At 31.2% G+C, this 22,200-nt stretch carries 21 protein-coding genes; 18 read left to right on the top strand and 3 right to left on the bottom strand.

Annotation, left to right across the window (positions count from 1 at the left end; translation table 11 throughout):
- Positions 1–39: 39 nt before the first annotated feature.
- From ABXT61_RS05700 to ABXT61_RS05670, 7 genes are read left to right on the top strand one after another with little or no spacing between them, the layout of a single operon-like run.
- Positions 40–1,053: a type IV pilus twitching motility protein PilT gene (locus ABXT61_RS05700; protein ID WP_415314872.1), complete on the top strand. Its 1,014-nt coding sequence runs from the start codon at positions 40–42 to the stop codon at positions 1,051–1,053.
- Positions 1,028–1,696 carry a prepilin-type N-terminal cleavage/methylation domain-containing protein gene (locus tag ABXT61_RS05695; RefSeq protein ID WP_415314871.1) on the top strand — a complete coding sequence of 223 codons (669 nt, stop codon included), beginning with the start codon at positions 1,028–1,030 and terminating at the stop codon, positions 1,694–1,696. Before ABXT61_RS05700 ends, ABXT61_RS05695 begins: the two co-directional genes overlap by 26 nt.
- A complete protein-coding gene (locus ABXT61_RS05690) occupies positions 1,681–2,268 on the top strand; it encodes a type IV pilus modification PilV family protein (RefSeq protein ID WP_415314869.1) in 588 nt (195 codons plus the stop codon). Before ABXT61_RS05695 ends, ABXT61_RS05690 begins: the two co-directional genes overlap by 16 nt.
- On the top strand, positions 2,268–3,155 hold the full coding sequence (locus tag ABXT61_RS05685) for a PilW family protein (protein WP_415314868.1): 888 nt from the start codon (positions 2,268–2,270) through the stop codon (positions 3,153–3,155). Before ABXT61_RS05690 ends, ABXT61_RS05685 begins: the two co-directional genes overlap by 1 nt.
- A gap of 8 nt (positions 3,156–3,163) precedes the next feature.
- Positions 3,164–3,943, top strand: coding sequence for a PilX N-terminal domain-containing pilus assembly protein (locus tag ABXT61_RS05680; protein ID WP_415314866.1), 780 nt, complete (start codon positions 3,164–3,166; stop codon positions 3,941–3,943).
- A gap of 3 nt (positions 3,944–3,946) precedes the next feature.
- Positions 3,947–4,486 (top strand): hypothetical protein, encoded by a 540-nt coding sequence (locus tag ABXT61_RS05675; RefSeq protein WP_415314865.1) that lies wholly within the window; start codon positions 3,947–3,949, stop codon positions 4,484–4,486.
- Positions 4,487–4,501: 15 nt separating this feature from the next.
- Positions 4,502–9,061: a PilC/PilY family type IV pilus protein gene (locus ABXT61_RS05670; RefSeq protein ID WP_415314864.1), complete on the top strand. Its 4,560-nt coding sequence runs from the start codon at positions 4,502–4,504 to the stop codon at positions 9,059–9,061.
- Between the two features lie 11 nt (positions 9,062–9,072).
- Here ABXT61_RS05670 and ABXT61_RS05665 read toward each other — a convergent pair whose 3' ends face one another.
- Complete coding sequence (locus ABXT61_RS05665; protein WP_415314863.1) at positions 9,073–9,837, bottom strand: prepilin peptidase; 765 nt, start codon at positions 9,835–9,837, stop codon at positions 9,073–9,075.
- Positions 9,838–10,195: 358 nt separating this feature from the next.
- On the opposite strand from ABXT61_RS05665, the gene ABXT61_RS05660 reads away from it, so the two are divergent.
- From ABXT61_RS05660 to ABXT61_RS05620, 9 genes are all read left to right on the top strand, one after another.
- A complete protein-coding gene (locus ABXT61_RS05660) occupies positions 10,196–10,744 on the top strand; it encodes a hypothetical protein (RefSeq protein WP_415314862.1) in 549 nt (182 codons plus the stop codon).
- The gene (locus tag ABXT61_RS05655; protein ID WP_415314860.1) at positions 10,744–11,994 is read left to right on the top strand and encodes an MFS transporter; all 1,251 of its coding nucleotides are present in this window, start codon (positions 10,744–10,746) and stop codon (positions 11,992–11,994) included. Before ABXT61_RS05660 ends, ABXT61_RS05655 begins: the two co-directional genes overlap by 1 nt.
- 582 nt (positions 11,995–12,576) lie before the next feature.
- Positions 12,577–14,820, top strand: a complete 2,244-nt coding sequence (gene pilM / locus ABXT61_RS05650) for a pilus assembly protein PilM (protein WP_415314859.1) — start codon at positions 12,577–12,579, stop codon at positions 14,818–14,820.
- A 5-nt stretch (positions 14,821–14,825) separates the two neighbouring features.
- Positions 14,826–15,488: a pilus assembly protein PilO gene (locus ABXT61_RS05645; RefSeq protein WP_415314857.1), complete on the top strand. Its 663-nt coding sequence runs from the start codon at positions 14,826–14,828 to the stop codon at positions 15,486–15,488.
- Positions 15,489–15,519: 31 nt separating this feature from the next.
- Entirely contained in the window at positions 15,520–15,912 is a 393-nt protein-coding gene (locus ABXT61_RS05640) for a hypothetical protein (protein ID WP_415314855.1), read from the top strand.
- Positions 15,902–17,440 (top strand): type IV pilus secretin PilQ, encoded by a 1,539-nt coding sequence (gene pilQ / locus ABXT61_RS05635; protein ID WP_415314854.1) that lies wholly within the window; start codon positions 15,902–15,904, stop codon positions 17,438–17,440. Before ABXT61_RS05640 ends, pilQ begins: the two co-directional genes overlap by 11 nt.
- Before the next feature lies 1 nt (position 17,441).
- A complete protein-coding gene (locus tag ABXT61_RS05630; RefSeq protein ID WP_415314853.1) occupies positions 17,442–19,202 on the top strand; it encodes a GspE/PulE family protein in 1,761 nt (586 codons plus the stop codon).
- 9 nt (positions 19,203–19,211) lie between these two features.
- Positions 19,212–19,427 (top strand): hypothetical protein, encoded by a 216-nt coding sequence (locus ABXT61_RS05625; protein WP_415308064.1) that lies wholly within the window; start codon positions 19,212–19,214, stop codon positions 19,425–19,427.
- Positions 19,428–19,450: 23 nt separating this feature from the next.
- Complete coding sequence (locus tag ABXT61_RS05620; RefSeq protein ID WP_415314851.1) at positions 19,451–20,443, top strand: type II secretion system F family protein; 993 nt, start codon at positions 19,451–19,453, stop codon at positions 20,441–20,443.
- Here ABXT61_RS05620 and ABXT61_RS05615 read toward each other — a convergent pair.
- Together ABXT61_RS05615 and ABXT61_RS05610 are read right to left on the bottom strand one after the other, a co-directional pair.
- On the bottom strand, positions 20,440–20,853 hold the full coding sequence (locus ABXT61_RS05615) for an ATP-binding protein (protein ID WP_415314850.1): 414 nt from the start codon (positions 20,851–20,853) through the stop codon (positions 20,440–20,442). The two genes, ABXT61_RS05620 and ABXT61_RS05615, sit on opposite strands and share 4 nt — an antisense overlap.
- Positions 20,853–21,152 (bottom strand): STAS domain-containing protein, encoded by a 300-nt coding sequence (locus tag ABXT61_RS05610; protein ID WP_415314849.1) that lies wholly within the window; start codon positions 21,150–21,152, stop codon positions 20,853–20,855. Before ABXT61_RS05610 ends, ABXT61_RS05615 begins: the two co-directional genes overlap by 1 nt.
- A gap of 148 nt (positions 21,153–21,300) precedes the next feature.
- Here ABXT61_RS05610 and ABXT61_RS05605 point away from each other — a divergent pair, with 148 nt between their 5' ends.
- On the top strand, positions 21,301–21,780 hold the full coding sequence (locus ABXT61_RS05605) for a type IV pilin protein (RefSeq protein WP_415314847.1): 480 nt from the start codon (positions 21,301–21,303) through the stop codon (positions 21,778–21,780).
- Between the two features lie 18 nt (positions 21,781–21,798).
- Complete coding sequence (locus ABXT61_RS05600) at positions 21,799–22,200, top strand: type IV pilin protein (protein WP_415314845.1); 402 nt, start codon at positions 21,799–21,801, stop codon at positions 22,198–22,200.

Here is a 22,200-nt window from a genome sequence, read left to right as displayed (position 1 = left end):
CTAATGGTAATACTCTTGTTTATTGTGTAAAAAATATAGATGTTTGAAAAATTAGAAGAACTAGCAAAAAATAATAAAAAAATCTCGGATTTTCATATTCGAAGTGGCTCACCATTAGCTTACAGACAAACAGGTGAAGTAGTTACGGTTAAAGATATTGTTGTAAAAGCACAAGATCTTCAAGATCTTATGTCGACAAATTGTAATGAAACAGAAACAAAAAAATTCCAAGAAACCCATGAATTAGATTCTGCTGTAATATTAAGTGGATTAAGATTTAGAGCTAACTTTTATAAAACAATTAATGGACCCGCTGCAGTTCTTAGAAGAGTAGAAAGTGTAATTCCTGAAATGTCACAATTTGATTTACCAGACGTTCTTTATGATATTATTGATATGCATAAAGGATTAGTTCTAGTCACTGGACCAACAGGGTCTGGAAAATCAACTACGCTTGCAGCTATTATTAATGAAATTAATAAAACAAGAACAGCACATATTATTACAGTTGAAGATCCAGTAGAGTTTGTGCACAAAGATGCAAAAAGTATTGTTTCACAGCGTGAAGTTGGAAAACAAACGCAATCATTTGCAAGTGCTTTAAAGGCAGCTTTGCGTGAAGATCCAGATGTTATTTTAGTTGGTGAGATGCGAGATCTTGAAACAGTTGGTCTAGCCTTAACTGCTGCAGAAACAGGTCATTTAGTTTTTGGAACATTGCATACTAGTGGAGCACCCAATACTATTAATAGAATTATTGATGTATTTCCTCCAGAACAACAAGCACAAATTCGTGCACAAATTTCTACTTCATTAAAAATGGTAGTAACTCAAAGATTATTAAAAACAAAAGATGGTCAAGGCCGAGTGGCTGCTTTTGAAGTTATGAAGTGTACAGCTCCAATCCAAAACTTAATACGTGAAGCAAAAATTCACCAAATCCCAAGTATCATGCAAACTTCAGTTCGTGATGGTATGATTACAATGCAAAAATCTTTAGAAGAACTTGTTAATAATGGGAAAATTGATGCAAGTGCAGGAAAAGAACATTAAAGGTTTTAACCTCATAGAGCTTTTAGTTGTGATTGCAATTATATCAGTAATTTCAGCAGCAGCTTATCCAAATTTTTCGTCTTGGAAAAAAGCAAGAGAAGTAAGGGGAGCCGCCGTAAAAATAAAAAGTTTATTCACAAATATTAATTCTCAAGTTCAAAGAGGATTATATGGATTTGTCCAAGTAGAAGTAACAGCATTAAAAACAGGCGAGGTAGAAGTTATCTCGAAGGGTATGAAACTGAGTAACATTGTAAAAAAAATTAATGATAGTGAGGATGATTGGAATACTGACCAAACTTTAAGATGTGCTCTTGTTCAGGATTGGGATGATGAAGGAAATAAATCTAATAAATTAGAAGTTAACTTCTTAAAATTTGATGACATAGCAGTAAATTTTGAAGACGAGTCAGGCACCGTTTGTTTTTCTAAAGACGGGTCTTGGTATAGCACTGCTGAGGAGTTTGATTCATCGGGAGCGTTTTATATTTGTGAAGGTAAAGAAATAGAATGTGATGTTAAAGCAGATGGAGTTCCAAACAATCTAGATCAAGATAATTTATTTGCACTAAATTGGTCTAGATTTGGCAATATTACCTTAGAAAAATGGAGTAAATCTAAATCAGAATGGATTTTACAGTAAATAAAATGATCAAATTTTCAAATAAAAGAAAAAAACAATCAGGAATCACTATTTTAGAGTCTTTAATCTCCACCGCAATTATAGGAATAGGATTTGTTGCTATTTTTCAAATGGTGAACTTTTCGGTTCAATCTATTGATAGCTCTAGCGAAAGAACCAAGGCAAACTATTTAGTAAGCATGATAGCAGAAGATATTATAGCTCACAAAATAACAGATACTAGTTTTGAACGGATCGAAGCATGTGGTCCAAAAATAAATACTATTGACTCAATTAAACCAATTTATGAGACAGTTGTAGAAGATGCTGGGGAAAATAAAAAAGAAAAATGGAATAGCATTTTTAAAACTGACAGATATCTTAAATGTAAAAGTGAAAAAGATACTAAAGATGTAAAAATTTTTCAAATATGTAAAACGGGCTGTGACTATACTTCTTCATATGAGGAAGACGAGTCTGATATTCATGCTGAAGTTTATGATGAGATGTTTATAGGAAGAGTGCAAGTTAATATGAACGATGGAAAGAAAAGAAGATTTTTATATTTCACTGCTGATTACACACTTAAATAATGATTAAAAAAAATAAATTAAAAGATATTGCTGGAATAACTCTAATAGAAATTATGATTGGAGTGGTTATCTCAGCTATTATGATGGGAGCGATGTATACAACTTACAGCATTGTAAATAGTAGTTATACTCAAGTCACAGACCGTGCAAAAATTAGTCGTTCTGGAAGAGATATTATTGCAATGTTGATTAGAGATATTAGGTTGGCAGGCTTTAAATATCATTATGGTGTAAACACTGATGATATATCAAAACAAGATAACCTTGAATATATTTCGGGTAGTAGCGATATAGAAACAAGTCATGATCCAATTATAGTAATAAAAGATGAATTAGGAGATGCAGCAGAGTCAGACACAGCTATATCTAAAAACGATGAAGCAGATTTATGTTGTGACAAAATTCATATTGTCTACGGGGACTTTAATCAAAATGATGCACAACCTTACAAACGATATAGAGTTACTTACTACGCTAAACCAAGTGGGGATAATGAATATTATGCCGTTTATAAATCAAAACAAAGTTGGATACAGTCTAGTGAAAGTGTAACAGGTAACTGGTCAAGTAGTTGTGCTGAATGTTTCTCTGGTGAATTGATTAGAGATCACTTAGTGGATATGGAGTTCATAGTTTTTGATGAGCGAGGAAGAGCTATCAATCCTCCTCCAAGACCAGACACTAGTAGTAGAGTGGATCTTTATAATATTAAAGCTGTAGACATAAGATTAACTTTTAGATCAAAAAATGAGTTTTATAGATTTAAAGCAAAAGATGACAATCCAAGATTTGTAAAAGGACTTGGAGAAAGAACACGTAAATTTTTGGATAGGTATTTAAGAGACTCGGTTGTCGTCACTGTGAATACAAGAAATATTGGTAGTTAAGGATAAAAATGATAAATAAAAATGAAAAAGGATTTGCTCTAGTTCTGTCACTTATACTTTTGCTTGTGATGTCACTTATGGGTGGAGCTTTAATAGTTATTTCTTCAGGAGATCATCAAAGTAACAATACTAGTGATCAATACCAGCAAGCATTTTATGTAGCAGAAACAGGCCTTTTAGAGGGAGAAAAAAAAATAATTAATCAATTTTTGGGACCATGGACGCAAAAAAATGATATATCTGGACCAGGAGAATTAGCTACAGAAGATGAAACAAATGCTCATGATTTATATTTAAACTCTTTAACAGCAGATGAGGGAGGGGATGTTAGACATACAAATGACAGATCTTTACCAAGAAATCAAATAAACGCCATAGACACAAATTGCTTTAAAAGCTTTAGAAATATTAAAAGAGCAGATTTTCAAGTAACACATCATGTTGTCAATCAAAATTTTGGAAAGCTGATTGAGCCTATTTTTGAAACTCCTGGGGAAGTAGATCCCCTTACCACGGGTGATGTCAAAGTTATGGAAAAGCTTACAAAAGAAAAAGAATATCTAAAAAGATTTAGGTATGAATTTTTTTCAGTTAATATTGGAAGTGCGCCTTATCTTGGAACTGGTTCAAGTATTAAAAAAACATCTAATAATTCTCAATCATTAGGAACAGCTTATAAGATATATGCCTGTGGTATTATGGTTGCCCAAGGTACTGAACTTGATGATTATGACGGTGAGGAAGAAATAATTATTCCGTTAGAAACAGTGATGGTTATGCCAAATTAAAATATGAATAAAATTTTAAAAAAAATTATGCAGATATTAAAGATAACATCCATTTCCTTGGTATTTCTTTTATTTTTAAACAAAGTTAGTTTTGCATGTGATTTCCTTTCTATTAACATTGGTGGCAACAAATCTCAAATTGAAAAGTATTTTGGACCCATCGAGACAGATGAAGAAAATGTAGAGGAACCCAATGATGTCACAATTGTTTCAGCAGAGATTGATCGTTTTTGTCCTAATTCAAATCTAGGTAATTCTTTTATTCGAGCGTTTATTGTAAATGATAAAATTGCTGGAATTATAATTGGAGTATTAAATGGAACGGATAATGAGGAAAGTAAGAAACAGTTACTTTATAATTATGTAATCAGCAATTATGGTAAAATTGAAAATAGTAGTAGACCAGATTGGACAGGTTATAAAGTGTGGAAAATTGGTGGTAAAGAAATTATATACGGTAAGTGGTACTACAGAAAAAAATTTTTAATTGAAGAATTACAAATATCAAATGCAGAATATAAAGATTATTTAATTATTGAGTAAAAGGAATAATAAAAAATGTATAAGTTTTTAAAAATTATAATTAGCAATCTGTTTATTGTACTTATTGCATTAAATCAAAATGCTATCTCTAAACCTTTACCTCCAGGCTCGGGTGCAGGAGATGTCCCAGCTAACATATTAATACTTTTAGATAGCTCTGCTAGCATGAATAGAAAACTTAGTTCGGGTAGTGGAATTGATAATCCAAATGATATTGTAGAAGATTCAGCTGGTAACCTAATTGTAGGTGAGGGAAATTTAGGCTTTGTAAAAATTCTAACAGCTGACAATACTGTTGATAGAACTTTTGCAGCAGGTAATAGAAATTTTAGAGGTTCTCCAGCGGATACATGTACTTTAGATGGAACTAATAATTCTATAGTTAAAAATATAAATAACTTAGGTCTTGCAACTAATGTTTTGGGTGTATCAGGGGATGTGATTTATGGTGCTGACTCTGGCTCAAACAATGGAAAAATTGTAGGAATTAATACATCTGGAGAATGTATTGAGGTTATTACTTATGCTGAGCTTGGTGGTTTTAGACCTTACGCAATGGAAGTAAGAACTATTGGTGGTGAAGATCATTTATTTGCATCGGGAAGATGGTGGGGAGGTAGTAGCTGGCGAAAATATTTTTATACTAAAAATTTAACGACAGGTGACTCTTTAACTTGTGGAAGTAATTATGGTGGAAATTTGGGTACTGTTATTCAATCCGGCAGTCGCCTTACTGTCGATAACAGTGGAGACTTTATATATTATCTCTACCAGGGACACATCCATGGATTTGCATTAACTAAAACTGGAGAAAATTATTGTCCTAGTGATACAGGCCGGGATAGATATTATGTTCAAGGCAATTCAAACACTTCTCATCGAAAAGCTACTGCAATTCAGGTTTCTCCAGATAGTGATTCTACAATGTATGTTACAAGTTCTAATAAAGGTGTAGTTCAAAAAGTGACTCTTACAGGAGATAATACATTAACCTCAGTCACACTTGCTGGAAGAAAAATAAATGCTGAAAATACAGCCAGTGCTGGTGCACTTAGTGCAGCCGAGGTTAATTTGTGGGGTCCAAAAGCTTTGTTTGTTACTTCTACAAAAGTGTGGGTGTCAGATAATAAAGCAACGATACAAGAATTTGATGAAAACAAATTTACAGTAGCCAATATTGATACTTCATGGCAGGCTGAATATGGTGGACAAAAAGAGACTAGATTTGAAGGAGCTAAGGAAGCTATCAAAGCAGTTGTATCTGACTCTTCGTTAACTGCAGGAGCTAATTTTGGTTATGGGTTTTGGAATGCTGGGGTATTAGGTGCAGGAAAAGGTAATATAAATACAGTAGGTAAAGGATATTACTGCCATCGCGTTGATGGTTGTGATTATTATAGAGGCTGGAATGGAGAGCATCCACAAGGAAGATCTCAACTTTTTAACAGTGACTCAGGTATATCCGTAGGAATTAGTAAAGAAGGTGCCTCACAAATACCCGAGGCACTTGATGCTACATCTTTACAATGGGGAACAGATGCCAATGCTTTTGCACAACTAGCTGATGAATATTTTAGGCAACACCAAGATGCATTAAACTTAAAAGGTAGTGAAGCTGAAGAAGCTGACTGCCAAATAAGTTATGTAATTGTTATTGGTGATGGTGAATGGACACATGGTGAACAAGCAGTAGAAAAAATTCGATCATTGAGACAAAATTTGGGTGTAAAAACTCTAGTAGTTGCTTATGGTGGTGGACTTAATGCTTCAGGACTTGCTAAATTTGATGCAATGGCACTTGCTGGTTCATGTGATGATGCAGGCTCACCAGATTGTCAAGCAAGAATAGATGCAGACACTCCTCAAATGTTAAAGACAGAGCTAGCAAGTAAAATACAACAAATTATAGCTGAAAAATTATCTTTTACCGCTCCATCAATTACCGCAACCATTCAAGAAGGGGGTTCTTTATACCAAGCACAGTTTGAATATATTCAGTATGGAGAATGGCGAGGAACCATCAGTAGACAAAGTGTTAAAGGTGATGGATCTTTAAATACAGACTCAGATAAAGAAAATTGGAACGCAGCAGAAAAATTAAAAAATAGGAGTAAAGAGAGAAACATTTGGACTACTCTGCCAGACAACTCATATATAGGAAATTGGAATAATTGGACAACAGATGACAAATATTTATCAGATATAGAAAGTCTTTTTGATTTAACTGGAAATTCAATTTTAGATTATCATAATACCACATCCAATTGTTCAAGTGCTGATGATGTAGAAGATGGAATAAATGATGATATTAAGGGATTAATTAACTTTGTTCGAGGTATAGATTATTTTGATTATGATGGAGACTGCAATATAATTGAAAAAAGAGCGCACTTATTGGGCGATGTTTATAATTCACAACTGGTAGAAGTTGGACCCCCAGATGCAAATTCAAATTTTACAGATGTCAATCAAGAGGCTTATTGGAGAGCTAAAAACAATTACCAATCTTTTGTTAGTGCAAATCAATCTAGACAACACGTTATTTATGCGGGAGCAAATGATGGAATGCTACATGCATTTAATTCAATTACGGGAGAAGAAGAGTGGGGTTTTATACCTCCCTTTATTGCATCAAAACTACCAACGATAATAAATAAAGCTTATGATGGAAAATTTGCAGGAGATCCAGGTGGAACCAATCCAATTTTTGGTGTCGATGGTTCACCAGTTGTTCATGACATGTATATACAAGGACTAAATGCAGATGGAGATTATGAAGAAGGTAAAAGCTGGCGTACTATATTAATGATTCCCTATGGGAGAGGAGGAGCTGGTTTTTCTGTATTAGATGTTACTAATCCCATTATCAATGGTGGTCAAGGACCTCTGCATATGTATTCAGTTTTTAATGATCATGTAAATAGTAAAGTTTTAGTAGCTGATAACACGGGTCAGATTACAGAATATCAATATACTCAAGCAACTATAAATATAGATAATTCAGAAGAAGCTAAAATAGCATCTGAAAACCAAAATACAGCAGATACTGCTGACTCAGACACTTGTGAAGATGACAATAGCTGTACTCAACAAGATGCCATCGCTGCTTGCCAAACAAATGCTATAGCTTCTGGTTCATTTAGAGTTAACGGAACAGCAGCGTGTTTTACAGGCTCAACATTCGTATTTGATATAGAGGTTCCATCAGATGGTGCTGGTAATGTTAGTCAAGATGATCTTGTAGTTACTGAAATAATAAATGGAGATAAAGTTAAAATAAATTTTGCAAGTGCTAGAATGGTTGATGGTTTTCTGAAAGTTGATTTTGGAGCTGAAAAAACTTTCAACGTAGGTACAGGCGATGTATCAACTAATCAAATTATTTTACAAACTTCATGTTCGTCAGTTGGTACTGACCCAGTTGGATATGACTATAGCCAACTAGGAGAAACTTGGTCAACACCAAGAATATTTAGAATTCCTGCACAAGAAGGTGATGAAAATATTAATGATGATAAATATGTGGCAGTAATGGGAGGGGGCATGGGAAATACTTTTGTATGCTCAGGATCAAATGTATTCCTTGTAAATTTAGAAGATCTTGAAAATCCAGGTAGCATTTTTGGTGCAGCGATTAATCAAGGAGCAATTAATATCATTGACACTGATACTAGTGACATAGCGAATGCACTTCCAACAACCCCTGTTGTTATTACACCAGATTTAACGCGAGGTGTTCCTTGGAGAGGAGCTATGGTTTATTTTAATGATCTTGAAGGAAAAATTACAAAAATTAACTTAACAAACCAAACAATTAATAATGCTAAACTTTATGATCAAACAACATTATTCAAATTAAATGCAACAGTTGAAAATGGTCGATATAGTTATAAATCAATGGATGCCACAATTGGAAGAGATACAAATAATTTTTGGCTCTTTGGTGGAACTGGTGATTTTCAAAGAATTGGTGACAGAAGTAATGGGATGGACAACATTTTATATGGTGTAAAAGATGAGGATTTTCCATACTTCAAGCACTTAAATGGAGTTAATATTCCTGGACAATTGGATGGTAACTTTGAGGAAGAAGCTAAGAAAGGTGCAGATGCAGCTAACGATATTGATGATACAAACGTTTGTGTGGATACCACTACTGATGCCACTGGAGGGCTTTGTCCTGGTCCTAATGAACAAGCATGGGTTATTAAATTGGATCCAAATGAGCCAAAAAGATTTAGAAAAGTATCAGCACCGCCTACAGTTTATAAAGGGAATGTATTCTATCCAATTTACGAACCACCTGTAGGAAATAAATGTAATATAGGTAAAGCGTTTATTTGTTCAGCTGATGATGAATGTGGAACTAATAATTCATCTGAACTAGGTGCGGTAATAGCAGGTGAGGATTGTTTATTTGTTAGCAGAGGAATATTGTCTGAATTAACAATATTTGCAGACACACTTTATGGTAACGTAGCAGGACCTGCTGAACAAGAAGATACATTATATATTCTCTCTACTAATGCAGGAGAAGTTACTACTTACAGAAGATCTTGGAGAGAAAACTATTAATAAAAATTTTTTTATAATAAAAAACTTTTAATTTGGTTAGAGAGAGATACGTAAAAAATAGCTGCAATAATAATATAAGGACCAAAAGGAATTTGAGACGACATCTTTCTGGATTTATTAATTAGTGATGGCAAAACAAATATTAGAGCAACGACAGAAGACATAAATATTGTAAAAGGAATACTAAACCAGCCAAACCAAAAACCTACTACTGCTAATAATTTAGCATCACCAAGACCCATACCTTCTTTTTTTCTAACTTTTTTATAAAAAAAAATGATTAACCAAATTATTAAATAACCAAAGACACCCCCAATTAAAGAATTGATATAATTTGGAAAAATTGTTTGATTTAAATTTGGATCAAAGGATTTAAAAAATCCTATAATCATTAAAGGAAAAGTTAATTCATTTGGAATTATAAAATGTTTTAAATCTATAAAAAAAATAATAATAAAAAAAACACTTAATATTGATAATAATAAAGCAGCAAGAGTTAGTCCAAAAAAATAATAGATTGATACAAAGCTAATAGCAGTGATTAATTCAACTATAAAATATTGTGAATTAATTATTTTTTTACAAAATCTGCATTTACTCTTTAACAATATAAAAGATAGTAGTGGAATATTATCATACCAAATAATTTTTTTTTTACAGTTAGGACAAGAGGATCGTCCTGTAACTATACTTTTATTTTTAGGTAAACGATAAATACAAACATTAGCAAAGCTTCCACAGATAATGCCAAAAAAAAATAATGCTAGGTAATACACAAATTAAATTTTTATTTGTGAAGCAAAATGTAAAAATCCATCTATAGAGTATTGTATGAATAATGCCATGTCTTGCAGATGCAAATAAAAGTTTGGTGAGTTAATAATAATTTCCATAGCTGTATAAAAAATATCAGAAGCAAACTAAAATGCAAATTACAATTTCTTTGTCTAAATTTTAAAACACAATTGACTACGTTGGCATTCGTTCAATCTTCTGAATAAAATTTCATATATCAAAAGGACAAAAATCGTATCAATAATAGTAATTTTTTCTTCATAAAGGTTACAAGACAAAAGTATAAGTTGACATAAACCCAATTTAGGCGATATTTACACCCATTATGAGCGCATTATTATGGTGATAGATAAAGAAACAAACGAAAACATTAAGACTATTTCTTCTGAGGAAAAAAAAGGTATTGAGGGAGCTAATCAACCAGCTTTTTCAAAAGGATTATATGACTGGCTAATGTTTTTATTAGCCTATTATTCAAGAATAAGAGAAAACTTAAAAATTGATTTTGAAACTTTTATTATTCTTCAAGTCGTTGTTAGTCATTCACTTTATCACTTGAACAAAGATGGAGTTAAAAAATTTACTGAAATTCAAAAAAATTTTGATCTAATGTCTATGTCTAGTTTAAGCAAAATTAATAAATTAGCATTTGCTAGTATTGCTGAAGTACTACAGTTACCAAGAGAAACTGTTCGTAGAAAAGTATTACAGCTTGAGCAAAAAGAAATAGTAAAAGTTGATGATGTCAGTGGAATTATACTTGGGCCTACTTATAAAACAATTTATAAAGAATTTGTTTCAAAAACCACAATAGATACGAGTACCTTAGTTAAAAGATGGAATACCAATGGAACACTCGAGAGATTATTACAAATGGATAAAAAATAGTGGGTAAATTGTTTTATGCACTTTACGACCTAGCTAATTCAGCTTATACAATTATAGTTGTAACATTTATCACATCAGCATACTTTGCAAATCAAATTGTAGGCAATCCACAACTTGGTGCAGCGTACTGGCAGTGGACAGCTGGACTTTGTGGAATACTAGTTGCAGTAACGGGTCCCCTACTTGGAAGCTTAGCTGACAAAGAACCTAAAGGTAAAATTAATTTATTACACACATTTACTATCTTTTGTGTTTTATTCACAAGCCTGTTTTGGTTTGCTAAACCATCAGTAGATTATATATGGTATGCATTGATTATTTTTTTACTATCCAATTATTTCTATGAAGCTGCTGTGATTTTTTATAATTCACTATTAAAAAGCTGTTCAAATGAAAACAATATTGGAAAAACATCAGGCTTTGCATTTGCTTTAGGATATATTGGATGTGTTCCAATATTATTATTTTCATTATATGTTTTTGTGTTACCTGACACTATTCCTTTTGGTTTAGATAAAAGTAAATTTGAAAATATAAGATTTATTCCTGTTATTGCTGCGATTTGGTTTTTAATTTTTTCTTATCCCATGATAAATTATTTTAAACATCACATTGAATATAAAGAAAATAGCGATCAAACTCCTGTTTTTAAAAAACTTATTGCACTAATATGGAAAAATAAATTTACAAGTACTGGAAAGTTTCTTTTAGCTAGAATGATCTATTCAGATGCTTTGATTGTTTTAATTGCAGGAGGAGGTGTGTATGCCTCTGGTGTTTTTGGTTTTACTCCAGGAGAGTTATTAAAATTAGCTATTTTTGCAAACTTAGTTGCATTCGTAGGAGTTTTGTTAGGTGGGTATTTAAATGATAAAATTTCATCAAAAATTATTATTTTAACTTGTATTGTCGCATTAACGTCATGTGTTTTTTATTCTTCAATTATTGCGCAAACTAAAGCACAATTCTTTACCAATGTAATGGTTATATCTTTCTTTATAGGATCAATTCAAAGCGCAAGTCGTGTTATGATGACAGGATTATTAAAAGATGACGATCAAGGAAGTGGCTTTGGATTATTTAGCTTTTCAGGCCGAATTACTGCATTTGCCGGACCTTTATTGGTTGGAACCATGACTTTCTTTTATTCTCAAAGAATAGGGCTCTTATCTATCAGTATTTTCTTTATTTTAGGCTTTATTTTGATGCTTTTTGTCGATAAGGATCAAAAAAACAAAAAAATCCCTTAAAATGAAGATTTTTTTAAAATATGAATAGATCATATTTAGAGCAAATGGGGATCTCTTTTTTTATAAATATAAATTTATAAAATCATAGATATTTAACAATTAAAAATTATTATCTAACACAAAACTAATATCTCTAACACAAAAGTTGTAATTCAAGATAAAAATGAAAAAAATCATATTTATTGATTTTTTGAGTAAAAAATAATTTTTATTTTGATAAATTACTCTAACACAATATCAAAATACTCTAACACAATGTTAAAATTACTCTAACACAAACAAATTTGTTTATTTAACGAAAAATTGCAAAATTTATAATAAAATTAAATATTTCTTCTTATTTTTTATACTTTCTATTTTAAATCGATAATTTCACAATTTTCAATTTCAATAAATTAAGCATTTTATTTTCATAACCTTTGATTCAATTTAATTCTTAAAATTTTAAAAGATTAATTGTTAAAATGTTTTTGAATTTTTGATGCGTCACCCATTTTAGGTCCACAACTTATGATTACATTATTATTTTGTGTTAGAGATTCTTAAGTTTGGTGTTAGAGAAAAAATTTTATTATAATAATTATGAACGAAGATAATAAAGACAATATTAATAATAACGAAGAGACTAATGAAAATCTCAAGGTTGATAAGAATCAATCACAGCGTGAATCTAGTTCTGCTGAAAATAATCCTTCTGTGACATCAGGTGAAAACCAAGAAGAAACACAACCCAAAATTGAAGAAAATAACGATCGCGAGTTAATTCACAAAAAAGATGGCAGGTTACACATATATGTTAGACAAGATAAATATAAAGGTGAGCTAAAATCAAAAAACTTTGTTGGCAGAATTTATATTGATGGAAAACAAAAAATTTCTTCATCAGGAACTCCCAATCTTGAAGAGGCTATACCAATATTGGAAAAATGGTTTGATGACATTCATGCAGAAAACAAAAAAGAAGAACAGGTTCACCAAGAAACAATAGAAGAAATAAATGAAGAACCATCTGTACTACCAGAACAAACAGAACCTGTAACTGCTTCACAAAATGTTGCTGCTTCAGTTGAGAATAAAGAAGCTTCAGAGTCAAAAATAAATTTAAGTGTTTTTGAAAAATTTAAAAGTATTAAATTAAAAAAAATAAGTTTTGATAAAAAAGATTTAACAAATAAAATTTCTGCACTAGGAAAAAATAATTTTGTAGGAAAGGTTGAGAGTTTTTTTAAAGCACGACTTGGAAAAAAATCTGCTCAAGGTGAAGAAATTTTAGGCATAGAACTTAATAATACAGAAATTAGATTAGCTCAAATTTCAACCAATAAAGAAAATCATTGGGTTCTTGATAAATTTTTTATACATCCTATTGATTTACCAGATGAAGCTTCAGTTTTAGAAAATGCTGATCATGTAAGTAATGAATTAACGATTGCTTTACAAAAAGCAAAAATTGTAACACCAAATGCTGCAATTGCAATTCCAGTAACGAGTGCGATAATCCGTGTAGTAACAGCTCCGTTAATGACTGAAGAAGAATTAGCAAAAGCAATTGATACTAATTCACTTTGGGAAAACTTGGTTCAACTAACTGACAATCTAGATGATTATTCTATTTTTCATCAAGTAATAAATAGAAATCAAAAAGAAAATACGATGGATATTTTATTTGTTGCATCAAAATTGTCTGACATAAACAATTATACCTCCATAATTAAAAATAGTGGTCTTAATCCCGTAATTATTGATGTTAAATGTTTTGCATTAAAATCAGCTGTAGATCAAATTAATCAAATTTCTAAAAGTGCAGAAGATAATAATTTAACAGCAGTATTAGAATTTGGTTTAGATGAAAATTATTTAATGATTTTATATAATAATAATCCAATTATAACTGATATTTTTTTAAGAGGTCAGGATAGAAAAATTTTACTAGATTCAGGGAATCATGAAGAAAGAGAAGCTTTAAGTAGAAGGTTTAGTACACAAGTAAAACAAGCGATACAGGACTTTGAAACTAAATATGAAAAAAGAATTAGAAACATAAAAGTAGTTTCAAACCTACCAAATGTAGATATTTTTTTAGGAATTTTTAGAAAAAATTTAATCAATACAGGATTTAATTTATTTGATCCACTAGATGGCTTGAAAGTTCCAGAACAACTAAAACAAGCTATTACTTTAAAAAATCGATCTTATTTATCAACAGTTATTGGACTTGCTTTTAGAAAATTAGATGTCTTTGGCTATTACAAATTTGTAACTGCAGTCAAAAACATCAATTTATTACCAAATAGAAAAAGTTTAATTAAAGAAAAGAAAATAAAAGCTGTTTCAAATTTTGCATTTAAGGGAGTGGTAGGAGGAGTAATAGGGATTTATTTAATACTTTTCACATTATCTTTTTGGAATATTCATTCCTATAACAAAAAATTAAATAATTATGAAAATGTTCTTTCAATGCACGTTGTTAAAACAAAAGAAAAAGCAAAAAGCACTAAAGAGTTGGGGTTAATTACAAAAACTTTAAAATTAAGTAAAAGTTTAAAATCAAATAAAGAAATTAGTTATAGAGTTTTAGCACAAATAGCATCGAGTGTTCCTAATAGAGTAAAATTTGAGTCTGTAGACTATAACGGAAAAAGCCAAGTTATAATTCAAGGTGTTGCTGCTAGTGATCAAGATATTTTAAGGTTAATTGGTAATTTAAGTAGTAAAAATTTAATTCAACAAGCATCGTTAACTTCAATGCAATTACCAACTAATTCCAAAACAACAGGACAACCTAGTAAAGGTTTTAAAATTTTTGTTAAAATTAAAAAAGGATAAAAAATATGGATTTAAATAATTTAAAAATTGAAGATTTAAAAGCAAAAGTTTTAACTTTTACTGACGAAAAGACTCTCATAAAAAGTGGAATTGCTTTTGGAGCAATTATTTTTTTTCTAATTATTTACTATTCTATTTTAAATCCAATTGTAAATTCTAAAAAAATTAAACTAGATGATATGATTGTTAAACAAAATGAAATAATCGAATTCACCAAAAAAATAAAAGCAAACAAAAGTAAGATAAAAAAACTAGAACCTGATTATGAAAAATATTCTACATTATTTCATTCCAGAGCAGAAGTTGAAGGGCTTTATCAAACCCTAAGTGAATTTGCAGGACAAAATGGTTTGGTTATTTCAAAAATAGAAAAGAAAAAACCAGAAGCAATTAGTAGATCAGATATTTTAGATAAAAAGAAAAAGAAAAAAAAAAAGACGACCAAAAAGAAAAGCGTAAAAAATATAGCTTATTATAAAATTCCTGTGGATTTTGAAATTACAGGCAATTTTTTAGGCTATATTAAATTTAAAAGACAAATATCTCTGTCAAAGAAAATGCTTAATTTTGACGAAGAATCAATAAAAATTGTGCAAGGAACTTCAGCTGGCACGATAAATGTTGATGGAACTTTAACTATCGTAGGATTAGCAAATGATTTTTTTTAAAACTATAACCTTATTTCTGATGTTGCTTTTTATGAGCATTACTCCAAACAATGTAATAGCCGATAGTCACGATGTGGATATAAATACTGAGGAACCATTACCTTTAAATGACCCTTTTGCTGGAAACTCTTCTTTAGGAAGTGGAAGTGGAACAAGTATAATTTCAACAGGTCAAACTGGGGATCGTGAAGAAATGAGTTTATATAATTTTAAACTTGTTGGAATTATTTCAGGCTCTTACGAGAGTTATGTTTCTTTAGTTAATGCTTCAGGTGAAATTATAACTTTGCAATTACATGAAGAATTAAGCGACGGAGTAAAGTTAGTTGATATGACACTTAATGAGGCAGTATTTCAAAAGGCAGATGATACCTACATGACAATTGATTTTAACAATAAAATTAAGGAAACTGATGAATTTTAGATTAATAAAAATATTTGTTTTATTTTCTTTTTTAGTGCTTAGTTTAACGGGCTGTGCATCTGGTCAGCTTGGTAAATCTAAGACATTTAATCATAATACTCCTTTAATAAAGGATGATATTAAAAAATTGGGAACAATTGAAGTTGATAAAACAGTTGAGATGGGACCAAAACCCACTATTGGCGATATAGATTTATTAGAAAAAAGAAAAAAAATATCATCTCAGAAAACACGAAATTACTTGCTTATACCTGATGAATTTGAACTTTTAAAACAAACAGTAACTCTTAATTTTCAAAACTTAGATTACAATGAAGCCATGAGTTTAATGGCTAAAATTGGAGAAATTAATATATTAGTAGGTGATGAAGTTGCGGGAGCTATTTCAGCAGAATTAGTTGATGTTCCATGGGATAAAGCATTCAATGCTTTATTAGACATGAAGAATTTTGCAGCTGATATTGATGTGGCAAGCAATCTTATAAGAGTACACACTCCATCAACTTTAACTGGACAAGAAACTTATAAATCAACGAGAGCTGCGGCTGTTAAGAAAAAAGTGGAACTTGAAGATTCAGTTGAGCCAATTCTTTCAGAAATTTTTAGACTTTATTATATTAGTCCTGCACAAGCTAAAAAAACTATAAGTGAACTATTTACTTCAGTAGGAGACTCTTCTTATTCCCCAATTCAAATAACAGAAGAAACAACTACAAGATCCATAATCGTTAGAGGAAAAGAAAAAGATTTAGATGTAGTTGATAAAGTTATTAAAGAAATTGATGTAAGAACTAAACAAGTTTTAATTGAAGCATTTATAGTAGAGGCAGACTCAACTTTTGAACAAGCATTAGGAACTAGGTTGGGTGGAGCATATTCAAGAAAGGGTAAAAAGATAGGTGGCACAGGTGCAAGCAGTATTACCTCATCAGGAACTGGTAGTTCATCAGCAGCCATAGGAGGTGCAACCGATGCTTTAACAGATTTTGCTGCAGTTGGTGCAACAAGTGGCATAGGTATTTTAAGACAAACTGGATCAGCAGTATTGAAAGCAGAAATTACAGCTCTAGAAGTGTTGGGCAAAGGTAAGACTATATCTAATCCAAAAGTTTTTACTTTAGATAATCAAGTTGCAACAATCACACAAGGAGAGGAAATATCTTATCAAGCTACCGGATCTGAGGGAGCAGACACTTCATTTAAAGAAGCAGCATTAAAATTAACAGTTACACCGAGTATTATTGGAGATGGTAACGTGCTATTAGAAATTATGGTCAACAATAACACTGTAAATAGAGCAAATGCTGGTGAACCATCAATAAATAAAATGGAAATTTCAACAAAGCTTTTAGTGGCAGATGGAGATATTGTCGTTATTGGTGGAATTAAGAAGAATAAAGTATTTAGTAGCAAGTCACAGACACCAGGTGTTGGAAATTTACCAGTTCTAGGAAATCTATTCAAAGGTAAAAGTAAATCAGACAAACTGGATGAACTGTTAATATTTATAGCACCAAGGATATTATAAAATGCTTAAAATCAGCAGAGAAAGTGAAATTAATCTCATTAATGTTTTAATCGATCATGACATTATATCGGGTAAAGATTTACCGAATATTAAAAAAGTAAGTAGCGAGGGCAACAAATCTCAAATTGATGCTGTCTTTGAACTTAAACTTACAGATGAAGATAAGATTTTAGATGTACTCGTTAAAGAACAAAATCTTGAAGTAGTAGACTTATCAAAAGTTAATATTACTGAAGATATCAAAACTGTACTTCCTTCCAATTATATAAATATGAATTTTGTTGCTCCATTTAAAGTCGACGGCAAAACACTTCATATTGCAATACCAGATAGTTCTAAACTTGGTTTAATGAGAAATTTAAAAGCTATAACAAAAAAAAATATAGAATTACATGCAGCTAAAGTATCTCAAATTTCTGAATTTATAGAAAAACTTCTTAGTGAAAGTGGGGATGTAACTACAGCAACAATTAGGAAAGAAAATAAAGATAATAGAGAAAAAACAAAAACATTTGATTCTGAATTAGGTGATGTTGGAGAAGTTCTTGAGAAAGCTCCAGAAGAAGATATTGAAGCATTAGAAAATGAATCTGAAGTTATAAAATTTAGTACCGCAGTTGTAGCAGAAGCAATTAAATTAGGAGTGAGTGATATTCATATTGAACCTTATCGATTTAATTCAAGAGTTCGTTACAGATTAGATGGAATGCTTTCAGTGCAAGATCATTATACAAAATTCTTACATGACAATTATGGTGCAGTGGTAACTCGTTTTAAAATAATGGGTAAATTGGATATTGCTGAAAGAAGACTACCACAAGATGGAGCAATTAATTTTAAGATAGAAGGAAAGGTAGTTGATTTACGTTTATCAATTTTACCAACTGCAAACAACGAGAGAATTGTAATGCGTGTTTTAAATAAAGATGCAGGAGATATTACACTTGAACAATTAAATTTTGATGAAACTGATTTAAAAATTTTAAGAAAAAATATTCACAGTACACAAGGTCTAATACTTGTTACGGGACCAACAGGCTCGGGTAAAACAACTACGCTTTATAGTATTCTAAAAGAAGTGAGCAAACCTCATTTAAATATTTTAACGGCTGAAGATCCAGTTGAGTATGAATTAGATGGAGTGGCTCAAGTTCAAATTAAAGATGATATTGGTTATAGTTTTTCTACAGCTTTAAGATCTTTTTTACGTCAAGACCCAGAAATTATTTTAATTGGAGAGATGAGAGATAAGGAAACGGTTGATATAGGCTTAAAGGCAGCTCTTACAGGACACTTAGTGTTTAGCACTCTGCACACTAATGATGCCCCAAGCACAATTACAAGATTACAAAATATGGGAACACCAGATTATTTAATAAGTGCTGCATGCTCTCTTGTTTTGGCTCAAAGACTGGCAAGAAAAACTTGTACTGACTGCAGAGTGCCTGACGACGATGTAAATCCAAAAGTGTTAACCGATATTGGTTTTACTCCTGAACTTGCCTCTAGAGTTAAAGCTATTAAAGGCAAAGGTTGTCCAAAATGTAAAGATTCTGGCTATAAAGGAAGAATGGGAATTTATGAAATTTTAAATGTCACAAAACCCATTAAAGAAGCGATATTAAAAAAAGCAACAACACCTGAACTCAAAGCAATTGCTATTAAAGAAGGTTTTCAAACTATGCAAGAAATGGGTAAAAGAATGATTGCTTCTGGAGATCTTAATTTCAGAGAATATGAACGTGTTTTATCAAGTTCATAATTATAATTAATGGAATTTTATACATATAAGGGTATTTCAGCAGGTAAATACGTAGAAGGAGAAATAGAAGCCTTAAATCAAGATGAAGCCTCTCACAAATTAAAAGAACAAAAATTAATTATTACCAATCTGGTAAGATCTAAAAAAAAAAAGATAAAAAAACTAAGAAAAAAGGTGAAGGATCCTCTTTTTTTAAGCAAAAAATTAAACCTCAAGATATTGTAATTTTTTCAAAACAGTTTGCAACAATGGTAAAGGCAGGTCTACCCATACTTCAAGTACTGGATATGTTAGGCAGCCAACTTGACAATCCTTCACTTAAAGAGATTGTTGTAGAGATTAAAAAAAAGCTTGAAGGAGGAACAACTTTATCAAAATGTTTTGAAAGTTATCCAAAAATTTTTGACAATATTTATGTAAACTTAATTAAAGCTGGAGAGGCTAGTGGTAAATTAGATGTGTTTTTATTAAAACTAGTTGAGTCATTGGAGAAAAAAGAAAGAATTAAGAAAAAAATTAAAGGTGCTTTAATGTACCCGATGGTGATGTTTACCGTAGCAATTACGGTTATGGTATTCATGTTAATTAAGGTCGTTCCTGTTTTTGCAAAAATGTATGACGGAATGGGAATTGCGTTACCAGGAGCAACAGCGGGTATTTTGTCTGCTAGTGATTTTATGAGAGGTACTGGTGGATTGATGACTTTTCTTATTATCTCAGGAACTATTATTGCCTTTAGATATACCGTATCTAAGAATGCAGCGTTTCGATATAAATGGCATGCAAAAATTTTAAAATTACCAATTTTTGGAGACATGATTAAAAAATCTTTATTAGCAAGAATTTCACTGATCATGGGTAATTTAAGTGCCGCTGGTGTAAATTTATTAGAAAGTATAGATATTGCTAAATCTGTTAGTAATAATGATTGTGTTACTTTAGCTTTAGAGAACGTTAAAAAGGGAGTTTTCTCTGGAGATACACTCACAAAACTTTTTTTAAAAGAACCTTTATTTCCACCAACGTTTAGTCAACTTATTTCTGTTGGTGAGCAAACAGGAAGTTTAGATGAAATGTTTACTTCTGTTGCAAATTATTATGAAGAAGAGTTTGATACAGCGGTAGATAATATGTCTACTTTAATAGAACCGATCATGATTGTTTTTATGGGAATTATGATTGGTGGATTAATGATTGCGATGTATGCACCAATATTTAATGTGGGAGCATTAATTGGTTAGATTGTTTTTGTTAAAACAAGATGGTTAACCCAACCTTTTTGGTTTTTTTTAAAAATAGCCTCATCCATAATCTGTTTAATAAAAAAAGTACCCAATCCGCCAGGCTTAATATCATCTAATTTTCTGTGCTGAATATTTTCAGGTATGACAGGTTTACCTTTATCAAAGAATCCTATTTCTAATTGATTATCTTTAAATGAAATTTTAATTTGCATTTTATCATTGGTTTCTTCTACATCTTTATAAGCGTGCTTGACTATATTTTGAGCAGCTTCTGCAATTGCTAAAACTAATTCATCTTTTTGCTCTTGAGGTAAATTTATTTTTTCAAAAACTTTTCTTGAAAATATTCTGACTTCTTTAAGATTGGAACTATTTACTACAAAGTCTTTTGATTCTGATAGTGTCATTACTCTAGATTTAATATCTGTTCTAACTTTGCCATCATGATAACCTTTAAGACAGATTTACTAATTTCTTTTACAATTACTTTCGTACCTTTTTCTAATGCTTTTTGATGGCTCTCAATAAGAACAGAAATTCCTGATGAATCCATATACGAAACATCTTTTAAATTAATATGAACTTCTTTGCCCGCTTCAACTAAAGGAAGAATAATTTGTTTGGCTTTCTCAGTTACATCCATGTCTATTTCTCCGTCTAGAAAAACAGTACTGATGTTGGCATTTTCGCTTATTTTATAAGTCATATTTTAAAAAGTGATAACATCAATTTTTTACCACATAAATCAAGAAAATGAACCCATTATGGGTGCATGACGGGCTATTTTCTTAGATTATGAGGTTATTATTAGACTGTATTAAAAACAGTTAAAAATTAATTAAAGGAAATTTTATATGAAAAAAAATAATAAAGGTTTTACATTAATTGAATTGCTAGTGGTTGTAGCAATTATAGGAATTCTAGCAGCAGTCGGTACAGTTGCTTACAACGGTTATACTGCGGGTGCAAAAAAATCATCTGCTAAATCTAATCATGCTTCAGTTGTAAAATACATAGCTGCAGAAGATCAAAAATGTAATATTGGTGAGGATACGGCAATGAGTGGTGAACTTACTTGTTTAAATCGAACTGGTGCTACGGTGATTACTGCTGCCTTAACAGCTTTGGAAGATTTTAAAAATCCATATGACACAAATTCTGGTTCTGTAAGAAAAGATGGTGCATTTGCTGCGAAAGCAGACATGGGTTTTGTTAACATAAAAGCTGATGGTGATGAATTAACAATTACAACTTGTTTTCAAAACGATTGTGCAACACCAGGGGCAGATGAACCAGCAAACACAATTGATAACACAATTCAAGTTGGTGAATAAAATCAAGATCTAAAAATTATGATCACTAAAAGCTCAGGCTTTAGTTTAATTGAGCTTTTAGTGGTTGTAGCAATCATAGGAATTCTTTCATCAATAGGTGTTGTTAGTTACAACGGCTATGTTTCAGGAACGAAACAAAAGTCTGCAGAAAATGCTATGCAGCAAATATCCTTAGCACAAACAGAGTATTACTCAGATAACAGTGAATATTATACTGGAACTGAAACTGGAAGCTGTACACCAGATGATCAAACTTCAAATGATATTGAAGACGCACTGTTTGGTGGGGGAGATGTAATTACAAAAGAAGCTGGTTATGACATGTGTATAGCTAAAGATGGGACAAGCTATATTGTGACAGCAACTAATGGCGACAAAACATTAACAATGACGGCTAATGGAACTTGGACAGGCAAGTAA

Origin of the sequence: Candidatus Pelagibacter sp. Uisw_137, from assembly GCF_047720245.1 — a bacterium.
In the GTDB taxonomy this organism is placed as follows: domain Bacteria; phylum Pseudomonadota; class Alphaproteobacteria; order Pelagibacterales; family Pelagibacteraceae; genus Pelagibacter.
The sequence above is the reverse complement of the archived record's forward strand: the minus strand, read 5'-3'. Positions and strand labels throughout refer to the sequence as shown.